General features: G+C 71.2%; 14 protein-coding genes. 9 read left to right on the top strand and 5 right to left on the bottom strand.

The window, feature by feature from the left end; translation table 11 throughout:
* Nucleotides 1-501: 501 nt before the first annotated feature.
* From ACIRRH_RS02820 to ACIRRH_RS02845, 6 genes are all read left to right on the top strand, one after another.
* A complete protein-coding gene (locus tag ACIRRH_RS02820; RefSeq protein WP_403060714.1) occupies nucleotides 502-1041 on the top strand; it encodes a MauE/DoxX family redox-associated membrane protein in 540 nt (179 codons plus the stop codon).
* A 52-nt stretch (nucleotides 1042-1093) separates the two neighbouring features.
* Nucleotides 1094-1957, top strand: a complete 864-nt coding sequence (locus ACIRRH_RS02825) for a DsbA family protein (RefSeq protein ID WP_403060717.1) — start codon at nucleotides 1094-1096, stop codon at nucleotides 1955-1957.
* 119 nt (nucleotides 1958-2076) lie between these two features.
* A complete protein-coding gene (gene lgt / locus ACIRRH_RS02830; protein ID WP_403060720.1) occupies nucleotides 2077-3048 on the top strand; it encodes a prolipoprotein diacylglyceryl transferase in 972 nt (323 codons plus the stop codon).
* A gap of 147 nt (nucleotides 3049-3195) precedes the next feature.
* On the top strand, nucleotides 3196-3933 hold the full coding sequence (locus ACIRRH_RS02835; protein WP_224275505.1) for a VIT1/CCC1 transporter family protein: 738 nt from the start codon (nucleotides 3196-3198) through the stop codon (nucleotides 3931-3933).
* A gap of 418 nt (nucleotides 3934-4351) precedes the next feature.
* A complete protein-coding gene (gene gltB, locus ACIRRH_RS02840; protein WP_403061097.1) occupies nucleotides 4352-8977 on the top strand; it encodes a glutamate synthase large subunit in 4626 nt (1541 codons plus the stop codon).
* Nucleotides 8970-10430, top strand: coding sequence for a glutamate synthase subunit beta (locus ACIRRH_RS02845; protein ID WP_403060723.1), 1461 nt, complete (start codon nucleotides 8970-8972; stop codon nucleotides 10428-10430). Before gltB ends, ACIRRH_RS02845 begins: the two co-directional genes overlap by 8 nt.
* A 169-nt stretch (nucleotides 10431-10599) precedes the next feature.
* Here the strand turns inward: ACIRRH_RS02845 and ACIRRH_RS02850 are convergent, their stop codons facing one another.
* Entirely contained in the window at nucleotides 10600-11055 is a 456-nt protein-coding gene (locus ACIRRH_RS02850; RefSeq protein WP_403060726.1) for a hypothetical protein, read from the bottom strand.
* Nucleotides 11056-11249: 194 nt separating this feature from the next.
* On the opposite strand from ACIRRH_RS02850, the gene ACIRRH_RS02855 reads away from it, so the two are divergent.
* A complete protein-coding gene (locus ACIRRH_RS02855; RefSeq protein WP_403060729.1) occupies nucleotides 11250-12116 on the top strand; it encodes a helix-turn-helix domain-containing protein in 867 nt (288 codons plus the stop codon).
* Between the two features lie 49 nt (nucleotides 12117-12165).
* Nucleotides 12166-13623, top strand: coding sequence for an aldehyde dehydrogenase family protein (locus ACIRRH_RS02860; protein WP_403061100.1), 1458 nt, complete (start codon nucleotides 12166-12168; stop codon nucleotides 13621-13623).
* Between the two features lie 258 nt (nucleotides 13624-13881).
* Here the strand turns inward: ACIRRH_RS02860 and ACIRRH_RS02865 are convergent, their stop codons facing one another.
* The 4 genes from ACIRRH_RS02865 to ACIRRH_RS02880 form a co-directional block, all read right to left on the bottom strand.
* The gene (locus tag ACIRRH_RS02865) at nucleotides 13882-15717 is read right to left on the bottom strand and encodes a bifunctional metallophosphatase/5'-nucleotidase (protein ID WP_403060732.1); all 1836 of its coding nucleotides are present in this window, start codon (nucleotides 15715-15717) and stop codon (nucleotides 13882-13884) included.
* 221 nt (nucleotides 15718-15938) lie between these two features.
* Nucleotides 15939-16496, bottom strand: coding sequence for a hypothetical protein (locus ACIRRH_RS02870; protein WP_403060735.1), 558 nt, complete (start codon nucleotides 16494-16496; stop codon nucleotides 15939-15941).
* The gene (locus ACIRRH_RS02875) at nucleotides 16483-18138 is read right to left on the bottom strand and encodes a VWA domain-containing protein (RefSeq protein ID WP_403060738.1); all 1656 of its coding nucleotides are present in this window, start codon (nucleotides 18136-18138) and stop codon (nucleotides 16483-16485) included. The genes ACIRRH_RS02870 and ACIRRH_RS02875 overlap by 14 nt, the downstream gene beginning before the upstream one ends.
* On the bottom strand, nucleotides 18135-19229 hold the full coding sequence (locus ACIRRH_RS02880) for a hypothetical protein (protein WP_403060741.1): 1095 nt from the start codon (nucleotides 19227-19229) through the stop codon (nucleotides 18135-18137). The genes ACIRRH_RS02875 and ACIRRH_RS02880 overlap by 4 nt, the downstream gene beginning before the upstream one ends.
* Before the next feature lie 313 nt (nucleotides 19230-19542).
* Between ACIRRH_RS02880 and pyk the strand changes: the two genes are divergently transcribed.
* Nucleotides 19543-20973 carry a pyruvate kinase gene (gene pyk, locus ACIRRH_RS02885; protein ID WP_403060744.1) on the top strand — a complete coding sequence of 477 codons (1431 nt, stop codon included), beginning with the start codon at nucleotides 19543-19545 and terminating at the stop codon, nucleotides 20971-20973.
* Nucleotides 20974-20993 lie beyond the last annotated feature (20 nt).

Genomic DNA, 20993 nt, shown 5'->3' on the forward strand with positions numbered 1-20993 from the left:
CGGTGGAAACGCCGGACCGGCGGCCCCTCACTCCTTCGGGAGTGGGGGGCCGCCGGGCTTCGGGGGCTGGGGACGTGGTGGGGTGCGGGCCCGAACGGGTGAACAAAGAGCGGGGACACGCATCAGCCGGGGTTGACCGACGTTGAGAGGAGGGACGAGTACACGAACGGTTGTGGGGGTGAGTGGAAGGGGTAAGCCGGTGCGGGGTCTCCAGCGGGCCGTTCTGCTGCGGGCGGCGGCCGCCGTGTTGGTGCTGGGTGGTGCGGTCGGGGTGCATGCCCAGGTGGGGCACGCGCTGGCCAAGCGGGGGGCCGAGCGGGCGGAGCGGGAGGCGGTGGCGTGCGCGGAGGCGGCTCGGCATCCGGATCTGTTCGAGGCGGGGTGGCCGGCGGGGTGCCGCTGACGTGCGGGTGTTCGGTCTGTTCGGACAGAACGTCACCCGTCCGGCTTAATTCCTGAATGCGGAGGAACCACCCTTCATCCCTGACGGTTCATCAGGGAGTGAACGAGTTTCCCGAGGGGGGTTCCCTGGTGGTCGCGCAGCCCGACGGCTCCGCGCCCACGCCGACGGCGGGCCGGCCGGTGCCGGTCTGGAGTGAGTGGCTCGGCACGGTCGTCCGGCTCGGCCTCGCGGTGGTCTGGGGGTGGGCCGGGCTGGCGAAGATCTCCGATCCGGCGGAGGCCGCGCAGGCCGTCCGGGCCTACGAGATCCTGCCCGAGGGCCTGGTCAAGCCGATCGGTTACGGCCTGCCGTTCCTGGAACTGGCGCTGGCACTGCTGCTGCTGGTGGGCCTCGGTGTCCGGCTGGTGGCCGGGGTCTCCGCGCTGCTGTTGCTGGCCTTCATCGCCGGGATCGCCTCCGCCTGGGCGCGCGGCATCTCGATCGACTGCGGCTGCTTCGGCGGCGGCGGGCACGTCGACGAGTCCCAGACGAAGTACCTCCAGGAGATCCTGCGCGACACCGGCTTCCTGTTGCTGGCCGGCTGGCTGCTGTGGCGGCCCCGTACCCGGCTGTCGGTGGACCGCTGGCTGGCGAGCTGACCCCCCACATCCCTGCACCCGACGAAGGCCCCCGACCGTGGATGTCAAGGCAATGAGCGAGAAGAACCGAGAAGGCAAGCGCACCGCCCGCGAGCGGATGCTGGAGCACCGGGCGGCCGAGGAGGTCTCCTCCCGGCGCAGGAAGAAGCTGATCGTGGGCGGTTCCGTGCTCACGGTGATCGCCGCCGCGGTGATCGTCGGCGTCGTGGTGCAGAACCAGCGCTCCAAGCCGGAGACGCCGGCCGCCGCCCCGGCCGGGACGATCGGCGACAAGAACCTCGTCATCCCGGTCGGCGCGGGCAACGCGCCCTCCGTCCTGACGGTCTACGAGGACCCGCGCTGCCCCGCCTGCGGCATCTTCGAGCGCGAGTTCTCGTCGACCATCGACCAGCTGGAGGACGCCGGGAAGATCTACACGAACTACCACATCGTGTCGTTCATCGACCGGGCCGCGGGGGGCAAGGGCTCCAGGACGGCCGCCAACGCGCTGGGCTGCGCCCAGAACGCCGGGCACTTCCGCGACTACCACGACGTGCTGTACCGCAACCAGCCGGACGAGACCAACGACGCCTTCGCCGACAAGGCCGTCCTGATCGGCCTGGCCAAGCAGGTCAACGGCCTGGACACGCCCGAGTTCCAGTCCTGCGTCAAGGACAACAAGTTCGGTGGATGGGTGTCCGCGGTGCAGCAGGACTTCGACAAGTCCAGCTTCAAGTCCACTCCCACGGTGCTGCTCAACGGCCAGCCGATCTACCCGAAGAACGGCAGCGAGGAGATCACCCCGGCGAACCTGGTGAAGTGGGTGGACGCCGCGAACCAGGGCAAACAGCTGGGCACGGCCGGCTCGCACGGGCAGACGCCGGCGCCGACCAGCACCGCGTCGGAGGCGAACAACCCGTCGCCGACGGCCGGCTGAGCCCGTTCCGCCGTGCCGCCCCCTCCCCGTCCGGAGGGGGCGGCGCCGCCCGTTGTTCGATTTCTGTGACCCCAAGGGTGTCCGAGCGGGCCTTCGGACCCTGTAGCGTCGGAACTGCCATGGATATCGCCTACATTCCCAGCCCGTCGCGGGGCGTCCTGTACCTCGGACCGATCCCGCTGCGCGCCTACGCCTTCTGCATCATCCTCGGTGTCGTCGTCGCCGTCTGGCTCGGCAGCAAGCGCTGGGTCGCCCGGGGCGGTGCCAAGCACACCGTCGGCGACATCGCCGTGTGGGCCGTGCCCTTCGGCCTGGTCGGCGGCCGCCTTTACCACGTGATCACCGACGGCGGCCGACTGTACTTCGCCGAGGGGAAGAATCCCTGGGACGCCCTCAAGATCTGGGAGGGCGGCCTCGGCATCTGGGGCGCGGTCGCACTGGGCGCGGTCGGCGCCTGGATCGGCGCCCGACGCCGGGGCGTGCCGCTGCCCGCGTACGCCGACGCCATCGCGCCGGGCATCGCGCTCGCGCAGGCGCTGGGCCGCTGGGGCAACTACTTCAACCAGGAGCTGTACGGCCGGTCGACCACCCTGCCGTGGGGCCTGGAGATCAACAAGACGCTGCCCGACGGCGAGGTCGTGAAGGGCGTCTACCACCCGACCTTCCTGTACGAGTCGCTGTGGTGCGTCGGTGTCGCGCTGCTGGTGATCTGGGCGGACCGCCGGTTCAAGCTGGGCCACGGCCGGGTGTTCGCGCTGTACGTGGCCGCGTACACGGTGGGCCGGTTCTGGACCGAGTGGCTGCGGATCGACGAGGCGCACGTCTACCTCGGCCTGCGGCTGAACGACTGGGTGTCCATCGGGGTGTTCATCGGCGCCGTGGCGTACTTCGTGATCGTGGGGAAGAAGCGGCCCGGGCGGGAGGATCCGGCGAGCATCGATCCGGCCGCGCACGTGGCGGAGGACGCCCAGGCCGAGGGGAAGGGCGACGAGAACGGCAAGGGGAAGCCGGTGCCGCGCAAGCCGGCGGAGCCCGAGGACGAGAAGGTGGCCGCCGAAGCGGTCGGCGAGGACGCCAGGAACCCGATCTGACCTGGGACTTCCCCCGGCTGAGGCCACCCTTCGCGAGGTTTGCGAAGGGTGGCCTCAGTGGTGTTCGGACAGCCTTACTTTGCTGGAAATGCCCAGGTCAGACGGGCTACGTTCGGGGCTGACGAACGACGACGGAGGGGAACGACGATGAGTGCGATCGCTGTGGAAGCCGATGCCGGACACCAGCCCCGGATACCCGCGGCCGACCACCACCGGGATGTCAACGGCGGTTGGCTGCGGCCGGCCGTGTTCGGTGCGGTGGACGGGCTGGTGTCCAACTTCGCGCTGATGACCGGGGTGGTCGGCGGTGCGGCGTCCAACGGGACGGTGATCCTGACCGGGCTGGCGGGCCTGGCGGCCGGCGCCTGCTCGATGGCGGCGGGGGAGTACACCTCGGTGGCCTCGCAGCGGGAGCTGGTGCAGGCCGAGATCGAGGCCGAGCGGCTGGAGCTGAGCCGCAACCCGCACGGGGAGCTGGCTGAGCTGGCCCAGCTGTACGTCTCGCGCGGGGTGGACCCGGAGCTGGCCCACGAGGTGGCCCGGCAGCTGTCCGCGGACCCGGAGCTGGCCCTGGAGGTGCACGCCCGCGAGGAGCTGGGCATCGACCCGACCGAGCTGCCCTCGCCGCTGGTGGCGGCCGGCTCGTCGTTCCTGTTCTTCGCGCTCGGTGCGCTGCTGCCGCTGCTGCCGTACCTGCTGGGGGCGACCTCGCTGCTGCCCGCACTGCTTCTGGCGGGGGCCGGGCTGTTCCTGTGCGGCGCGGTGGTGGCCCGGGTGACGGCGCGCAGCTGGTGGTTCAGCGGGCTGCGGCAGCTGGTGCTGGGCAGTGCGGCGGCCGGGGTGACCTACCTGCTCGGGTGGCTGATCGGCGGCCACGTGGGGTGACTCGCAGTCGTGCATGGTTATGCTGGACAGTGAGTGATGTTTCACACATGGGCATCGGGCAACGCCTGGCCTGGTCTCATCATTCGGGCCCCCGTGCCGCGGATTCGCAACCGCGGACGGGCTCCCGAGATGGATTCGCAGGCGCCCATGATCGGGTCCTGTGGCGACCCGGTTTCGCCCCTGTTTCAGGCCGTGGACGGTTGGGCACAATCGTCGGGACGTGCACTGTGGCACGTCCTCCTCACACAGCCCCTGGCCAGCGCATCATCCCGCCATGTGGACGGGGTATTCCGCTTCTCGGGATCACGGGCATCATGGAACTTGCACGACACCGCACCATCGCATCAGGGCCAACGTCGTCCCTCCTTGCACCACTTGCCGAAAGACGACGACGGGAGAGCCGATGCTGTCTGCATCCATGCACTCCGCCAACGAGCCCCAGGCCGGCGCCGCCCGCCGCCCGTACGCGCTCGTGCCGGATGCGCGACCTGCTGCCCAGGGCCTGTACGACCCGCGGAACGAGCACGACGCCTGTGGCGTCGGTTTCGTCGCCACACTGACCGGCATCGCCGACCACACCATCGTCGAGCAGGCGTTGAACGTCCTGCGCAACCTGGAGCACCGCGGCGCCACCGGCGCCGAGCCGGACTCCGGCGACGGTGCGGGCATCCTGACCCAGATCCCGGACGCCTTCCTGCGCGGGAAGGTCCCCTTCGAACTCCCGGCGGCCGGGTCCTACGCCGTCGGCATCGCCTTCCTCCCGGACACGGACGAGGCCGACGCCGCCGTCGCGCGGATCGAGGACATCGCCGCCGAAGAGGGGCTGACCGTCCTCGGCTGGCGCGACGTGCCGGTCACCCCGGACCTGCTCGGTGCCACCGCGCGCAGCGTGATGCCGCGCTTCCGCCAGCTCTTCCTCGCGTCGGAGCCCGTCGGACAGGGCCCGGCCGGTGCCGGCAAGGCCGGCATCGAGCTGGACCGGGTCGCCTTCGTGGTCCGCAAGCGCGCCGAGCGCGAGGCCGGGGTGTACTTCCCGTCGCTGTCCGCGCGCACCATCGTCTACAAGGGCATGCTGACCACCGGCCAGCTGGAGCCCTTCTTCCCCGACCTGTCGGACCGCACCTACGCCTCCGCCATCGGCCTGGTGCACTCGCGGTTCTCCACCAACACCTTCCCGAGCTGGCCGCTCGCCCACCCGTACCGCTTCGTCGCGCACAACGGCGAGATCAACACGGTCAAGGGCAACCGCAACTGGATGCGCGCCCGGGAGTCGCAGCTGGCCACCGACCTCATCCCCGCCAACAGGAACGGGCAGGGCCTGGAGCGGATCTTCCCGATCTGCACCCCGGAGCACTCCGACTCCGCCTCCTTCGACGAGGTCCTGGAACTGCTCCACCTCGGCGGCCGCTCGCTGCCGCACTCGGTGCTGATGATGATCCCGGAGGCGTGGGAGAACCACGCCACCATGAACCCGGCCCGCCGCGCCTTCTACCAGTACCACTCCAACCTGATGGAGCCCTGGGACGGCCCGGCCTGCGTCACCTTCACCGACGGCACCCGGATCGGCGCCGTGCTCGACCGCAACGGCCTGCGCCCGGCCCGGTACTGGATCACCGAGGACGGCCTGGTCGTCCTCTCCTCCGAGGTCGGCGTGCTCGACATCGACCAGGAGAAGGTCGCCAAGAAGGGCCGCCTCCAGCCCGGCCGGATGTTCCTGGTGGACACCGCCGAGGGCCGGATCGTCGAGGACGAGGAGATCAAGTCCGCCCTCGCCGCCGAGCACCCGTACGAGGAATGGGTCGGCGCCGGGCAGATCCAGCTCGCCAAGCTGCCCGAGCGCGAGCACATCGCGCACACCCACGCCTCCGTCACCCGCCGCCAGCAGACCTTCGGGTACACCGAGGAGGAGCTGCGGGTCGTCCTCGCGCCGATGGCGCGCGCCGGCGCCGAGGCGCTCGGCTCGATGGGCACCGACTCGCCGATCGCCGCGCTGAGCGAGCGGCCGCGCCTGCTGTTCGACTACTTCGTGCAGCTCTTCGCGCAGGTCACCAACCCGCCGCTGGACGCCATCCGCGAGGAGCTCGTCACCTCGCTGCTGTCCAACCTCGGCCCCGAGGGCAACCTGCTGGCCGCCGAGTCCGCCTCCTGCCGCTCGGTCGGCATCACCTTCCCGGTGATCGACAACGACGAGCTGGCCAAGCTCGTCCACATCAACGCCGACGGCGACCAGCCCGGCCTCAAGGCCGTCACCCTCTCCGGCCTCTACAAGGTCGCCTCCGGCGGCGAGGGCCTGGCCTCCCGGCTGGCCGCGATCGCCGCCGAGGCCGACGCCGCGATCGCCGACGGCGCCCGGATCATCGTGCTCTCCGACCGGCACTCGGACGCCGAGCACGCGCCGATCCCCTCGCTGCTGCTCACCTCGGCCGTTCACCACCACCTGATCCGCACCAAGCAGCGCACCCAGGTGTCGCTGCTGGTCGAGGCGGGCGACGTCCGCGAGGTGCACCACGTCGCGCTGCTGATCGGCTACGGCGCCGGGGCGGTCAACCCGTACCTGGCGATGGAGTCGGTCGAGGACCTGGTCGCCCAGGGCGTCTTCATCGTGGGCGTCGAGCCCGAGAAGGCGATCCGGAACCTGATCAAGGCGCTCGGCAAGGGCGTGCTCAAGGTCATGTCCAAGATGGGCATCTCGACCGTCGCCTCCTACCGCGGCGCCCAGGTCTTCGAGGCCATCGGCCTCTCCCAGGGCCTGGTCGACGGCTACTTCGCCGGCACCACCACCAAGCTCGGCGGCATCGGCCTGGAGGAGATCGCCCGCGAGACGGCCGCCCGGCACGCCAAGGCGTACCCGGCCTCCGGCATCCCGGCCGCGCACCGCGCGCTGGAGATCGGCGGCGAGTACCAGTGGCGCCGCGAGGGCGAGCCGCACCTGTTCGACCCGGACACCGTCTTCCGGCTCCAGCACTCCACCCGCAACCGCCGGTACGACATCTTCAAGCAGTACACGGACCGGGTGAACGAGCAGTCCGAGCGGCTGATGACGCTGCGCGGCCTGTTCCAGCTGGACGGCCTCGGGCGGGAGCCGATCCCGGTCGAGGAGGTCGAACCGGTCTCCGAGATCGTCAAGCGCTTCTCCACCGGCGCCATGTCGTACGGCTCGATCTCGCGCGAGGCGCACGAGACCCTGGCCATCGCGATGAACCGCCTCGGCGGCAAGTCCAACACCGGCGAGGGCGGCGAGGACCCGGAGCGGCTGTACGACCCGGAGCGCCGCTCGGCGATCAAGCAGGTCGCCTCCGGCCGGTTCGGCGTCACCTCCGAGTACCTGGTCAACGCGGACGACATCCAGATCAAGATGGCCCAGGGCGCCAAGCCCGGCGAGGGCGGCCAGCTGCCCGGCCACAAGGTGTACCCGTGGGTCGCCAGGACCCGGCACTCCACCCCGGGTGTCGGCCTGATCTCGCCGCCGCCGCACCACGACATCTACTCCATCGAGGACCTGGCACAGCTGATCCACGACCTCAAGAACGCCAACCCCGCGGCCCGCATCCACGTGAAGCTGGTGTCCGAGGTCGGCGTCGGGACGGTCGCCGCGGGTGTCTCCAAGGCGCACGCGGACGTCGTCCTGGTGTCGGGGCACGACGGCGGGACGGGCGCCTCGCCGCTCACCTCGCTGAAGCACGCGGGCGGGCCCTGGGAGCTCGGGCTCGCCGAGACCCAGCAGACGCTGCTGCTCAACGGGCTGCGCGACCGCATCGTCGTCCAGACCGACGGCCAGCTGAAGACCGGCCGCGACGTGGTGATCGCCGCGCTGCTCGGTGCCGAGGAGTTCGGCTTCGCGACCGCCCCGCTGGTCGTCTCCGGCTGCATCATGATGCGCGTCTGCCACCTGGACACCTGCCCGGTCGGCGTCGCCACCCAGAACCCGGTGCTGCGCGAGCGGTTCTCCGGCAAGCCCGAATTCGTGGTCAACTTCTTCGAGTTCATCGCCGAGGAGGTCCGGGAGATCCTGGCCTCGCTGGGCTTCCGCTCGATCGAGGAGGCCGTCGGCCACGCCGAGCACATCGACGCCCGCGCCGCGATCGACCACTGGAAGGCGGCCGGGCTGGACCTCGCCCCGCTGTTCCACGTGCCGGCGCTGCCCGAGGGTGCCGCCCGGCACCGCACCACCACCCAGGACCACGCGCTGGACAAGGCCCTGGACAACCAGCTGATCGCGCTGGCCGAGGACGCCCTGGAGCGCGGCGACACCGTCCGCATCCAGCTGCCGATCCGCAACGTCAACCGCACGGTCGGCACCATGCTCGGCCACGAGGTGACCAAGCGGTACCGGGGCGAGGGCCTGCCGGAGGGGACCATCGACGTCACCTTCACCGGCTCCGCCGGGCAGTCCTTCGGCGCGTTCCTGCCGCGCGGCGTGACGCTGCGCCTGGAGGGCGACGCCAACGACTACGTCGGCAAGGGCCTCTCGGGCGGCGTGGTCGTCGTCCGCCCGGCCCGCGAGGCGGCGGCCATCGGCAACGACGCGCAGAACCACGTCATCGCCGGCAACACCATCGGCTACGGCGCCACCTCGGGCCGCGTCCACCTGCGCGGCAAGGCCGGCGAGCGCTTCGCCGTCCGCAACTCCGGCGCCACCCTGGTCGTCGAGGGCGTGGGCGACCACGGCCTGGAGTACATGACCGGCGGCCGGGTCGTCGTCCTCGGCGAGACCGGACGCAACCTCGCGGCGGGCATGTCCGGCGGCATCGCGTACGTCCTGGACCTGCGCCCCGCGAACGTCAACGACGGCATGGTGGGCATCGAGGCCCCCACCGCCGCCGACCGCGACTGGCTGCGCGAGACCGTGCAGCAGCACTACGAGGAGACCGGCTCCACCGTCGCCGCCGAACTCCTGGCGGACTGGGGCAGCGGGGTCTCCCGCTTCTCCAAGATCATGCCGACCGACTACAAGGCAGTGCTCGCCGCCAAGGACGCCGCTGAGCGCGATGGCCTCTCCGAGGCCGAGACCACTCGCAAGATGATGGAGGCGGCTAATGGCTGACCCCAAGGGCTTCCTGACCACGCCCAAGCAGCTGGCGGAGCGCCGCCCGGTCGACGTCCGGATCAAGGACTGGAGCGAGGTCTACGTCGAGCGCAGCCTCCTGCCGATCATCACCAAGCAGGCCGGCCGCTGCATGGACTGCGGCATCCCGTTCTGCCACAACGGCTGCCCGCTCGGAAACCTCATCCCCGAGTGGAACGACCTGGCCTACCGGGACGACTTCGTCGGCGCGATCGAGCGGCTGCACGCCACCAACAACTTCCCGGAGTTCACGGGCCGCCTGTGCCCGGCCCCGTGCGAGTCCGCGTGCGTCCTCGGCATCAACCAGGACGCGGTGACCATCAAGAACGTCGAGGTCACCATCATCGACAAGGCCTGGGACCGGGGCGGGGTCACCCCGCAGGTGCCCGAGCGGCTGTCCGGCAAGACCGTCGCCGTGGTGGGCTCCGGCCCGGCCGGCCTCGCCGCCGCCCAGCAGCTCACCCGGGCCGGGCACACCGTGGTGGTGTACGAGCGGGCCGACCGCATCGGCGGACTGCTGCGCTACGGCATCCCCGAGTTCAAGATGGAGAAGCGCCACATCAACCGCCGCATCGAGCAGATGCGGGCGGAGGGCACCCGGTTCCGCACCGGCGTGCACGTCGGCGAGGACGTCACCGGGCAGCAGCTGCGCGAGCGCTTCGACGCCGTGGTGGTCGCGGCCGGCGCCACGACCGCCCGCGACCTGCCGGTGCCCGGGCGCGAGCTCAAGGGCGTGTACCAGGCCATGGAGTACCTGCCGCTGGCCAACAAGGTGCAGGAGGGCGACTTCGTCGAGTCGCCGATCAGCGCCAAGGGCAAGCACGTGGTCGTGATCGGCGGCGGCGACACCGGCGCGGACTGCGTCGGCACCGCGCACCGGCAGGGGGCGGCCTCCGTCACCCAGCTGGAGATCATGCCGCGGCCCGGCGAGGAGCGGCCCGGCCACCAGCCGTGGCCGACCATGCCGATGACGTACAAGGTCACCTCCGCGCACGAGGAGGGCGGCGAGCGGATCTACTCCGTCAGCACCACCCACTTCAGCGGCGACGAGGACGGCAACGTCCAGGAACTGCACCTGGTCGAGGTGGAGTTCAAGGACGGCCGGTTCGAGCCGGTGCCGGGCACCGAGCGCGCCGTCCCGGCACAGCTGGTCACCCTGGCCATGGGCTTCACCGGGACGGACGTGAGGAACGGGCTGGTCGAGCAGCTGGGAGTGGACCTCGACGCGCGCGGTAACATTGCCCGCGATGGCCGGTTCGCCACCAATGTCGATGGCGTGTACGTCTGCGGAGACGCCGGCCGTGGCCAGTCGCTGATCGTCTGGGCCATCGCGGAGGGCCGTTCGGCCGCCGCCGCGGTGGACGGATACCTGGGCGGCAAGACCCCGCTTCCGGCCCCGATCCGGCCCACGGACCGCCCCCTGGTGGTCTGACGGGCGGACGGTCCCGACCGGCCCCCACCGAACGCCCGGCGCCGCATCGCCGGGAGCTCAACCCGCTGCCCCCGCCAGTGTCGCCGGGCCAACGCGGTCTCCTGGCGCCTGCCCTCTTCCCCGACCAGTTGGAGGGCGGGCGCCGTCGCGTTCTCCGGGGAAGGTCCGCTCAGCTCCTCCCCAAGCGACGCTCCATGCTGACGGCCGTCCCGCTCTCCAGGTCGAGGACCGGGCGGGTGCCGAGCGGCCGGGAGAGGCGGAAGACGGTCCTGTCCGGCCGCCCGGTCCTCCAGCAGCCGACGGAGCCGGTCGGCGGCAGGGCACGGGCGATCAGCACCACCACCTCCTCGGTCTCGTACACCAGGGGCGGCAGCGCGGCGGTGCAGCGGGCGTACCGGATGCGGGCCTCCACCGCCTGCCCGTCCTCGCGGTACGACGTCCCGCGGGTGTCCACGACGTCCTGCGGACGATCCCGGGAACCGACACCACGGGGCTCCTGCGGGTCCACCGCGACCACCACCAGGGGCTCCGGGTACCCGGCCAGGGTGAACTCCCAGACCGGGGCGGTCGCCGGACCGCGGCCGGTCTCCACCCGGTGGGTCGAGAGACGGGCGGCGGTGATCACGAGCGGAGGCCCGCAGGGCGTCCGGGCGCACTCCCGGAAGGGCGGGGCGAGGGTGCGCAGCGCGGCGGCCGCGTCGAGCAGCGGCAGGGCGAGGCCCCGGCGGGATCCCGAACAGTAGGCTGTTGTCCGTCGGTGCCAGGTGGCAGACTGCCGCCGACGGCCGGGGGGCTGGGCTAGCGCGGAGGTTGACTTCGATGGGCACGACTCAGGCAGGTGGGGGCGCCACCGTACGGCGGCTGCTGCTCGGCACCCAGCTGCGCAAGCTCCGCGAGGCCAGAGGCGTCAGCCGGGAGGAGGCCGGGTACTCGATCCGGGCCTCCGAGTCCAAGATCAGCCGGATGGAGCTCGGCCGGGTCGGGTTCAAGGAGCGCGACGTGGCCGACCTGCTGACCCTGTACGGGGTCGAGGCCGAGCAGGAGCGCGCCACCGTCCTCGGGCTGCTGAACGACGCCAACGCCAGCTCCTGGTGGCACGAGTACGGGGACGTGCTGCCCGGCTGGTTCCAGAACTACCTGGGGCTGGAGGAGGCCGCGGCCGAGATCCGCAGCTACGAGGTCCAGTTCGTCCACGGGCTGCTCCAGACCGCCGACTACGCCCGGGCCGTGGTCACCGCCGGTGGGCACGCCAACGGGTCGGAGGAGATCGAGCGCCGGGTCGACGTGCGGATCAGGCGGCAGGCGGTGCTGACCGGCGAGCACGCGCCGCACCTGGTCGCGGTGCTGGACGAGGCCGCGCTGCGCCGGCCCTGGGGCGGGCCGGAGCAGATGCGCGGCCAGCTGGACCGGCTGCTGGAGCTCGGCGAGCTGCCCAACGTCCGGCTCCAGGTGCTGCCGCTGGGCAACGCCGGGCTGAGCGCGGAGAGCGGTGCCTTCACCGTCCTGGGCTTCGCCGAGGCCGAGTTGGCGGACGTCGTGTACCTGGAGCAGTTCACCACCGCGCTCTACCTCGACAAACCCGCCGAGGTGGCCGAGTACCGGCAGGCGATGGACGCCCTGGTCGCCGACAGTCTGAGCCCGGAGCGGACCCGTGAACTTTTGTACGCAGTGCGCCAGGAGTTGTAGTACGTCAGTACGATGAATTTCCATCAGGTCGGTGCATGAGAGGGATCAGATGTCGTACTTCTCCGAGTTGGCGCTGCAGTACATCGATGGTGAGTGGCGCACTGGCAGTGGCTCCTGGGACATCGTGGACGTCGACCCCTACACCGGCGACAAGCTCGCCACCATCACCGTCGCCACCGTCGCCGAGGTCGATCTGGCCTACCGCGCCGCCGAGCGAGCCCAGAAGGAGTGGGCCGCCACCAACCCGTACCAGCGGCGGCTGGTCTTCGAGCGTGCGCTGCGACTGCTGGAGGACCGCGAGCCGGAGATCGTCCGGGCGATCATGACCGAGCTCGGCGGCACCGCGCTGAAGGCGGGCTTCGAACTGTCGCTGGTCAAGGACCTGCTGCGGGAGTGCCTGCACCTGTCGGTGGCCTCCGAGGGCCGGCTGCTGGCCTCGCCCGCCCCGGGCCGGGAGAACAGGCTCTACCGGCTGCCGGTCGGCGTGGTCGGCGTGATCAGCCCGTTCAACTTCCCGCTGTTCCTGGCGCTCAAGGCCGTCGGCCCGGCGCTCGCGCTCGGCAACGGCGTCGTCCTCAAGCCGCACCAGGAGACCCCGGTCGTCGGCGGCGGGCTGATCGCGAAGCTCTTCGAGGACGCGGGGCTGCCGCCCGGCCTGCTGAACGTGGTGGTCACCGACATCGCCGAGATCGGCGACAGCTTCATCGAGCACCCGGTGCCCAAGGTGATCTCCTTCACCGGCTCCGACAAGGTCGGCCGGCACGTCGCCACCGTCGCCGCCGCGCACTTCAAGCGGACGGTCCTGGAGCTCGGCGGCAACAGCGCGCTGATCGTGCTGGACGACGCCGACGTGGACCACGCCGTGGACGCCGCGGTGTTCAGCCGCTTCGTTCACCAGGGGCAGGTCTGCATGGCCGCCAACCGGGTGCTGGTGGACCGCGGCATCGAGGCCGAGTTCACCGAGAAGTTCGTCGCCAAGGTCGCCTCGCTCACCGTCGGCGACCCGAAGGACCCGGCCACCCACATCGGCCCGCTGATCAACTCCGTCCAGGCCGACGTCCTCTCCGCCCAGGTCGACCAGGCGGTCGCGGCCGGCGCCACCGCGCTGCTGCGCGGCAGCACGGTCGGCAGCCTGATGGCGCCGACGGTGCTCACCGGCCTGGCGGAGGACGCGCCGATCCTGCGGAACGAGCTCTTCGGCCCGGTCGTGCTGCTGGTGCCCTTCGAGGGCGAGGACGAGGCCGTGCGGCTCGCCAACAACACGCCGTTCGGGCTCAGCGGCGCGGTGCACACCGCGAACGTCGAACGCGGCGTGAGGCTCGCCCAGCGGATCGAGACCGGCATGATCCACGTCAACGGCGCCACCATCGCCGACGAGCCGGGCGTGCCCTTCGGCGGCGAGAAGAACTCCGGCGTCGGCCGCCTCAACGGCGAGTCCACGGTGGACGCCTTCACCACCCTGAAGTGGATCTCCGTCCAGCACGAGCGCGCGGTCTTCCCCTTCTGATCCGGGGGGTACCGAACGCGCGGGTCTCCCGGCGGCAGCCGCCGGGAGACCCGCGCTGCCCGACCGTTCAGGCCGGGTAGCGGATCAGGCCGTCGGTGGCGAGCTCGAAGCCGAAGGGAGCCGGGATCGGGACAGGAGCGCCGAACTCACCGCTCCGAGCCGTCCGACAGCGGCTGGTTCGACGGGGAGACGATCTCCACCGGACAGGCCGAAAGGCCGTCGCCGGCGGGGCGACGGCCTTTCGGCGAGGACCGTCGGTCAGAAGACCGGCTGGCCGGCGCGGACGAGGCGCCAGGAGTCGGTGAAGAAGTCGGCGGGGTCGATGGTGCCCTTGGCCTTCACCCAGGCGATCATGGTGTTGCGGATCTCGTCGGAGTTCGACCAGACCATCTTGGCCTTGGCGACGTGGGGGAAGTTGCCGCCGCCGTTGGCGCGGTAGTTGTTGACGGCGAGGACGAACTCGGCGGCCGGGTCGATCGGCTTGCCCTGGAAGGACAGGTTGACGATCCGCGAGCCCTTCGGCTGGGCGATGTCGATGTCGTAGCTCAGGCCGTAGACCGAGTCGTAGTTGTAGTCCGGGGTGGCCTCGGCGCCGGTCAGGGCCTCCTTGTCGACCGGGGCGCCCGGGGCGAGCTGGTTGTAGTACTTGACCGAGTACTCCAGGTAGTCCTTGAGCTGGGCGCCCGTCAGGATGCGGGCCTCCAGGGTGTTCTCGTAGATGTAGAGGCCCGCGGCGTCGCGCAGCTTGACCTGGCCGGACGGGATCAGGGCGGTGCGGTTGAACGGGGCGGCCTGGGCCAGCACCGGGAGGTTGGCGTACTGCCCGCTCGCCAGCGCGGCCTTGACGGCGTCGGCCTGGACCTTGCCGATCAGGTCGATGATCGGGGTGGCCTTGAAGCGGGCGTCGGCGATCGACAGCTCGATCTTGCTGGTGCCGATGTTCTGGTTGACGTACGCGACGACCTTCTTGTGCTGCTTGGTGATCGCGTTGGTGATCTCCGGGTTCTCCGGCACGGTGTTGGAGTTCAGCAGCCGCGAGGAGGCCGAGGTGACCTTCCAGACGCCGCCCGCGAACTCGACCTCGAAGTCGAAGCAGGTCAGCCGCTGGCCGTAGCAGAGCGGCTCGGAGAGCACGACCGTCCTGCCGGTCTTCTTGTTGACGACCAGGCGCTGCGCGATCTCCTTGTGGGCGTGGCCCACCAGCACCGCGTCGATGTCGGGGACGGTCTCCGCCAGCGCCACCGAGGCGTTCTCGGCCCAGGGCAGCTGGTCGCCCCAGGTGGTCGCCTCGTCGCAGCCGGAGTGCGAGGAGACCACGATGACGTCCGCGCCCGCAGCCTTCATCCGCGGTACCCAGGTGGCGGCGGTCTCGACGATGCCCGGGAAGACCATCTTGCCGCTGACGTTGGCCTTGTCCCAGATCGCGATGCCCGGGTTGGTGAGGCCGAGGATGCCGACCTTCACCGGACGGCCCCCGCCCAGGCGCAGCTCCTTGATCACGTACGGCTTGAAGGCCGGCTTCTCGTTCTTCGCGTTCAGCGCGTTGGCGCCCAGCAGCGGGAACTCCAGCTGGTCCTGGTAGGCCTTCAGGAGCGGGATGCCGTAGTTGAACTCGTGGTTGCCGAGCGCGGCGGCGTCGTACTCCATGAGGTTCATGGCGACGGCCATCGGGTGGTCCGGCACGGTGTTGGCCTCGGTGTCGATCGACTCGATCCGGGCGTAGTAGTAGGACAGCTGGGTGCCCTGGATGGTGTCGCCGGCGTCGATCAGCAGGCAGCGGTCCCAGCCCTTCTCCTCGCGCACCTGGTTGGCCAGGGTGGAGATCTTGGCGAGGCCGACCGCGTTGTGGGCCTTGTCGGTGTACTCGGCGTCGGTGAAGTAGTCCCAGTTGAGCACCCGGCCGTGCAGATCGGTGGTGCCCATGACGGTGAAGGCCTGCTTGTGCGGGTTGCGCTGCTGGCCCTTGGCGGCCGCCGTGTCCGGCTGAGCGGCCGCGGCGGAGGGGGCGGCGGCCAGGGCGGCACCACCGGCCAGGGCGGCGCCGGCGGCGGTGGCGGCGGACCGGGTGACGAAGTCACGGCGGTTCAGGGGCATGGACGACTCTCCCGAGTGGGAACGACGGCAGATGGACCGTCAACTGGCATTCGTTGGCAAGTGTGCGTGTACGCGTCCACGCGCGTAGAAGGACGCGCGTAGAAGTGTGCCGTGCGGGCCGGGGTGCTGGATAGTCCCCGGACCTGTCCAAGAGGTGAGATCTTGGCGACTCGTTCGTGACGGGAACGGGGGAGGTCCGGGGTGGTAGGGCGGACGGTGGGTCAGGACAGTTCGCCCATGAGCCGGTCGACCTCGTGGCCCAGCCGGAGCGCCGGGTCCGGATCGTCCGGCGCCGCCCAGGGCTGCCAGGTCCGCGCCCGAAGGTAACCGGCCACCGCGACCGGCAGCCGGTGCCGGACGATCCGCTCCGCCACCGGGCCCGGCCCGGCCTCGCGCAGCGCCGCCAGCAGGCCGTCCACCCCGGCCGAGGGCGGCAGCGGCACGCTCTCCAGGTACGCGGCCAGCGCCACCAGCTCCGGGTCGGGCACGGGGGCCGGCTCCGGCTCGGGCAGCGCGGACGGCGGCTCCCCGTGCTCCGGCACGTGCGACCCGGGAACCTCCGTCCGCCCCTGGCGTGGCGTTCTCGGGCGGGGCTCCGGGGCGGGCGTCAGCAGCGCGCCCACCCCGTACAGCCCGGCCACGACCCCCGGCCACCAGGCCCCGCCCAGCCCGGCGAAGTGCAGCCCCAGACCGACCGCGCCGCCCGCGCAGCCGACCAGGTTCCGGGCCGACTCCAGGTAGCGCAGCACCCGGGGGCCGAACCCGTCACTGGTAGCCACGGATCTCCTCGAACACCCCGTCCAGCGAGCCCGTCCCGTCGAACAGCTTGCCGCCGCTCAGGTCCGCGATCCCCTGGAGCTGGTTCACCGCCGCCTCCCCGAACTTGATCGGGAACACCGGGATCGACTTCTCCCCGGCCGGCAGCGCGTCGTGGAAGCGCTTGAAGTCGCCGTCCGTCGCGCCGGCGTTGCTCTCCCCGTCGGTCATCAGCACGATCGAGGTGAACCGGTCGTCGCCGGCCGCCGCCTGCTGGCGCTCGATCACCCGGTACGCCTCCTCCAGCGAGGAGTACACCGCCGTGCCGCCCGAGGCGGCCAGCGACTGCACGTCCGCGTTGATCGACGCCAGCTCCGCCTGAGGGCCCGGCTGACTGCCGGTGGCCGGCACCACGTGGGTCTTGGTCCACTTCACCGAGGAGGCGAAGGAGAGCAGCGTGATCTCCTCGCGGTCGCGGAAGCGGCGCACCCCGCGGGTGTCGTCCGCCCCGGTCAGCCGGCCCAGCGCGGTCTTCAGCGCGGCGATCCGCGAGCCCTCCATCGAGCCCGAGGTGTCCAGCACGTACACCGTCCGGGACGGGCGGCGCAGCTCGTTCTGGTACGCGGCCAGCAGGCCGTCCGCGACCGCCCTGGTGCCAGGGAACGGCAGCTCCTTGCGGCGGTCCGTGGGCAGCCCGGCGGCCGGGGCCACGCCCGCCGTCACCGGGCGGCGCAGCGTCACCTCGGAGATGCGTTTCTGCACGTCCTCCTTGAGCAGGTACGCGGTCAGCCGCTGGAAGGAGTCGCGCTGCTCCGGCGCGGCGGAGGACATCAGCGAGAGCGGGTAGTCCGCCGACACCACGCCGTCCACCGGCCGCACCACGGTCAGCTGCTGCTGCGGCGGCAGCGTCTTGTTCAGCGACAGCAGCACCGACTCGTAGTTCACCAGCGCGCCCACCACGCCCGACTCGGCCCGGGTGTACGCCTGCGCCAGCCAGCCGGAGGAACCGGAGGTCAGCTTCTGGCCCTTGAAGAACTCCTTCAGCTGCGGGCTCGCCTTCTGCACGTCCGCGTCGGTCAGCGCCGCGCCCGCGCCGGAGAAGGCCGAGGCCACCGCGACGAGCGTGGAGAAGCCCGAGTTGGAGCGGGACGGGTCGGCCATCCCGTACGGCAGCTTGCCGGCCGCGGCCGCGTCGCCGACCTGCGCCCAGGTGACCTTCGAGCCGTCGCCCCAGCCAAGTTCGCCGAGCGCGGAGGAGCGCACCCCGATCGCCACCGGCGAGACCATCACCGGGGTCTCGGAGACCACCTTGGACTTGCCGGCCGGATCGAGTCGCAGGTACTGGTTGGACGGGAACCACACGGCGTCGTACTTGCCGTCGGCCCGGCCCGAGGAGACGGTGTCCGCGCCGTCCAGGGAGCCCGTCCAGGAGAACTGCACGGTCACCCCGGTGGCCTTCCGTGCGTCCTCCAGGACCGGTGCCAGGTCCTGGAGTTCACTGCCGGCCAGGACGCGCAGCACCCCGGGACGGGCCGTCTCGGCGGGCGGGTCGGTGGGCTTGGGGCCTGGGCCGGGGCCACCGGAGGAGGTGCAGGCGGTGGCCGCGGCGAGCACGGCGGCCACCGCGGCCACGAGCCGGCCGCGGCGTTTCGTCGGGATGGTCACTTGGTCCCCTTCGCCGCGGCGGTCAGCTTGATCAGGTTGTCCAGCGAGGGCAGGGTCGCCTGCTTGACCTTGGCGGCGGTCAGATCGGGTGCGAAGGTCGGTTTCTTGTCCCGCATCAGGTTCGCGAAGGCCTCCGGCCTGGCCTGCGGCCGGAGCCCGAACCGGGCCTCCAGACCGCGCAGCACCTCGTTGTTCTGGAGGACGTCGGCGAGCTTGCGGCCGTTGTCGGTGTGGGCCACGACGGTGTGGTCCGAGTAGACCGTGGTGTCCGGGTAGAGCACCACCATGTCCCCGGTGGGCTTGCCCTGCAGCGACAGGGCGGCGGCCTGCGACTCGTACGCGAAGATCAGCGGGCTGCCGATCCCCGCGCCGAAGTCCCGGAACGGCTCGTCGCTGCTGCTCTTCTGGATGCCCTGCAGCGCGTTCGCGGTGTGCAGGACGTCCTTGACGGCGGCGACGCCGGTGTCGTCCGACACCACCTGGTGGTTGTTCGCGATGTAGGAGAGCAGCGCGAGGTACATCGCGCCGGAGGACGAGCTCTCCGGATCGGTGGTGGTCACGAAGAGCTGGCCGGACAGCTCGGGGTGCTCTCGGGCGCCGGCCAGGTCCTCCCATCTGCGGCCGCTCTTCAGCGCGTTGACGTACTCGTCCATTCGGAACGTCCAGACGCCGGTGGCGGTGTCCACGTCGGCCAGCTTGTTGTTCCTCAGGACCTGGGCCACCGGCTCGTGTGCCACGATCACCAGCGGCGAGTAGAACGGCACCAACGGGGAGTCCTGCAGCTTCCAGATGCGCTGGATCTCCCGCGCCGGTGCGGCGCTCGCCGGGAAGGCGAAGTCCAGCCCCGGGGTCTTGCCCGCCTGGTCGCTCATCGTCCAGGAGCCGGTCGAGTCGGTCCGGACGTCCAGGCCCTGATTCGCCAACTCGGCCTTGACATCGGGGTTTTCGAAGAAGGCGCGCTTCTCCGAGCCGATCAGGCCGGTGACGGTGACCGTCTTGGCGGTGTCCTTCTTCGGGTCGTCGGGGATCAGCGCGAAGGCGACCCCGCCTAGCAGTGCCAGGGCCGCAACCACCCCCAGTGCGCGTCGCATGCCGAACGCCTCCCCCTCGTCCGCTACTTCGTCCGGGTGGTCACCCGGGGCGCCCGGGCAGCCGCCCGGGGGTGACGAGCGTCCCGCCGGGCGGGGAGCGGTGGCGGAAGCGGCGGTGAACCGCGGGTGAACACCCCTTCACGGAATCGCATCGGAGGGTGGCTCGGCGGGCGTGAGGGAGGGGCGTGGGGAGGGGCGCTCGCACAGCGGTCCGAGGATGTGTCAGATTGTTCAACTGGCCTTATGGCAACGGTCATCCCGCAGTCCGGACCCGCGTCGTGGTTACGCGCCGGTAATGCCTAGTCTCAGCACTATGCGCCGAGCAAAAATCGTCTGTACCCTCGGGCCCGCCACCGACTCGTACGACCAGATCAAGTCCCTGGTCGACGCCGGGATGGACATCGCCCGACTGAACCTCAGCCACGGCACGCACGCCGAGCACGAGGAACGCTACCGCCGCGTCCGCAAGGCCGCCGACGAGACCGGCCGCAGCGTCGGCATCCTCGTCGACCTTCAAGGCCCGAAGATCCGGCTCGACACCTTCGCCCACGGGCCGGTACTTCTCGAACGCGGCGACGAGTTCACCATCTCCACCGACAAGGGCGTCGTGGGGGACAAGGACCGCTGCGGAACCACCTATTCCGGGCTCGCCGGGGACGTCAGCCGCGGTGAGCGCATCCTGGTCGACGACGGCCGGGTCACCCTGGAGGTCGTCGCCGTCGACGGGCCGCACGTGCGGTGCCTGGTCATCGAGGGCGGCCTGGTCTCCGACCACAAGGGCCTCAACCTCCCCGGCGTCGCCGTCTCCGTCCCCGCACTCGGCGACAAGGACGTCGCCGACCTGCGGTGGGCGCTGCGGACCGGGGCCGACCTCATCGCGCTCTCGTTCGTCCGCAGCGGGCGGGACATCGAGGACGTCCACCGGATCATGGCGGAGGAGGGGCGCCACGTCCCAGTCATCGCCAAGATCGAGAAGCCGCAGGCGGTGGAGAACCTGGAGTCCGTCGTCGACGCCTTCGACGGGATCATGGTGGCCCGCGGCGACCTGGGCGTGGAGATGCCCCTCGAACAGGTCCCGCTGGTCCAGAAGCGCGCCATCAAGCTGGCCCGCCGCAACGCCAAGCCGGTCATCGTGGCGACCCAGATGCTCGACTCGATGATCAACGCCTCCCGGCCGACCCGCGCGGAGGCCTCCGACGTCGCCAACGCCGTCCTGGACGGCACGGACGCGGTGATGCTCTCCGGGGAGACCTCGGTGGGCAAGTACCCGGTCGAGACGGTCAAGACCATGGCCCGGATCGTCGAGGCCGCCGAGACCGACATCCTCGCCGCGGGCCTCCCGCCGCTCACCACCGGCAGCAAGCCGCGGACCCAGGGCGGCGCCGTCGCCCGCGCGGCCGCCGAGATCGGCGACTTCCTGCACGCCAAGTACCTCGTCGCCTTCACCCAGTCCGGCGACACCGCACGCCGGCTGACCCGCTACCGCTCGCCGATTCCGGTGCTCGCCTTCACCTACGAACCGGCCGTCCGCAGCCAACTCGCCCTCACCTGGGGCGTGGAGACCTTCCTCGGCCCGTTCGCCCCGACGACGGACCAGATGGTCGAGCAGGTCGACGCGGCGCTGCTCTCGCTCGGCCGCTGCCAGAAGGGCGACATCGTCGTCATCACGGCGGGTTCGCCCCCGGGCCTGGCCGGCTCCACCAACCTCGTCCGCGTCCACCACGTGGGAACGCTGGACGCCTGAGGCCCCTCGGCGGCGCGGCC

It is taken from the genome of Kitasatospora sp. NPDC101235, from assembly GCF_044767505.1.
Classification (GTDB): domain Bacteria; phylum Actinomycetota; class Actinomycetes; order Streptomycetales; family Streptomycetaceae; genus Kitasatospora.

Bases quoted from the DNA above. Each gene is read 5' to 3' on its own strand.
- ACIRRH_RS02855 (WP_403060729.1), top strand. From the start codon at position 11,250: ATGGGCACGACTCAGGCAGGTGGGGGCGCCACCGTACGGCGGCTGCTG.
- gltB (WP_403061097.1), top strand. From the start codon at position 4,352: ATGCACTCCGCCAACGAGCCCCAGGCCGGCGCCGCCCGCCGCCCGTAC.
- ACIRRH_RS02845 (WP_403060723.1), top strand. From the start codon at position 8,970: ATGGCTGACCCCAAGGGCTTCCTGACCACGCCCAAGCAGCTGGCGGAG.
- lgt (WP_403060720.1), top strand. From the start codon at position 2,077: ATGGATATCGCCTACATTCCCAGCCCGTCGCGGGGCGTCCTGTACCTC.
- ACIRRH_RS02880 (WP_403060741.1), bottom strand. From the start codon at position 19,229: ATGCGACGCGCACTGGGGGTGGTTGCGGCCCTGGCACTGCTAGGCGGG.
- ACIRRH_RS02835 (WP_224275505.1), top strand. From the start codon at position 3,196: ATGAGTGCGATCGCTGTGGAAGCCGATGCCGGACACCAGCCCCGGATA.
- pyk (WP_403060744.1), top strand. From the start codon at position 19,543: ATGCGCCGAGCAAAAATCGTCTGTACCCTCGGGCCCGCCACCGACTCG.
- ACIRRH_RS02865 (WP_403060732.1), bottom strand. From the start codon at position 15,717: ATGCCCCTGAACCGCCGTGACTTCGTCACCCGGTCCGCCGCCACCGCC.
- ACIRRH_RS02825 (WP_403060717.1), top strand. From the start codon at position 1,094: ATGAGCGAGAAGAACCGAGAAGGCAAGCGCACCGCCCGCGAGCGGATG.
- ACIRRH_RS02860 (WP_403061100.1), top strand. From the start codon at position 12,166: ATGTCGTACTTCTCCGAGTTGGCGCTGCAGTACATCGATGGTGAGTGG.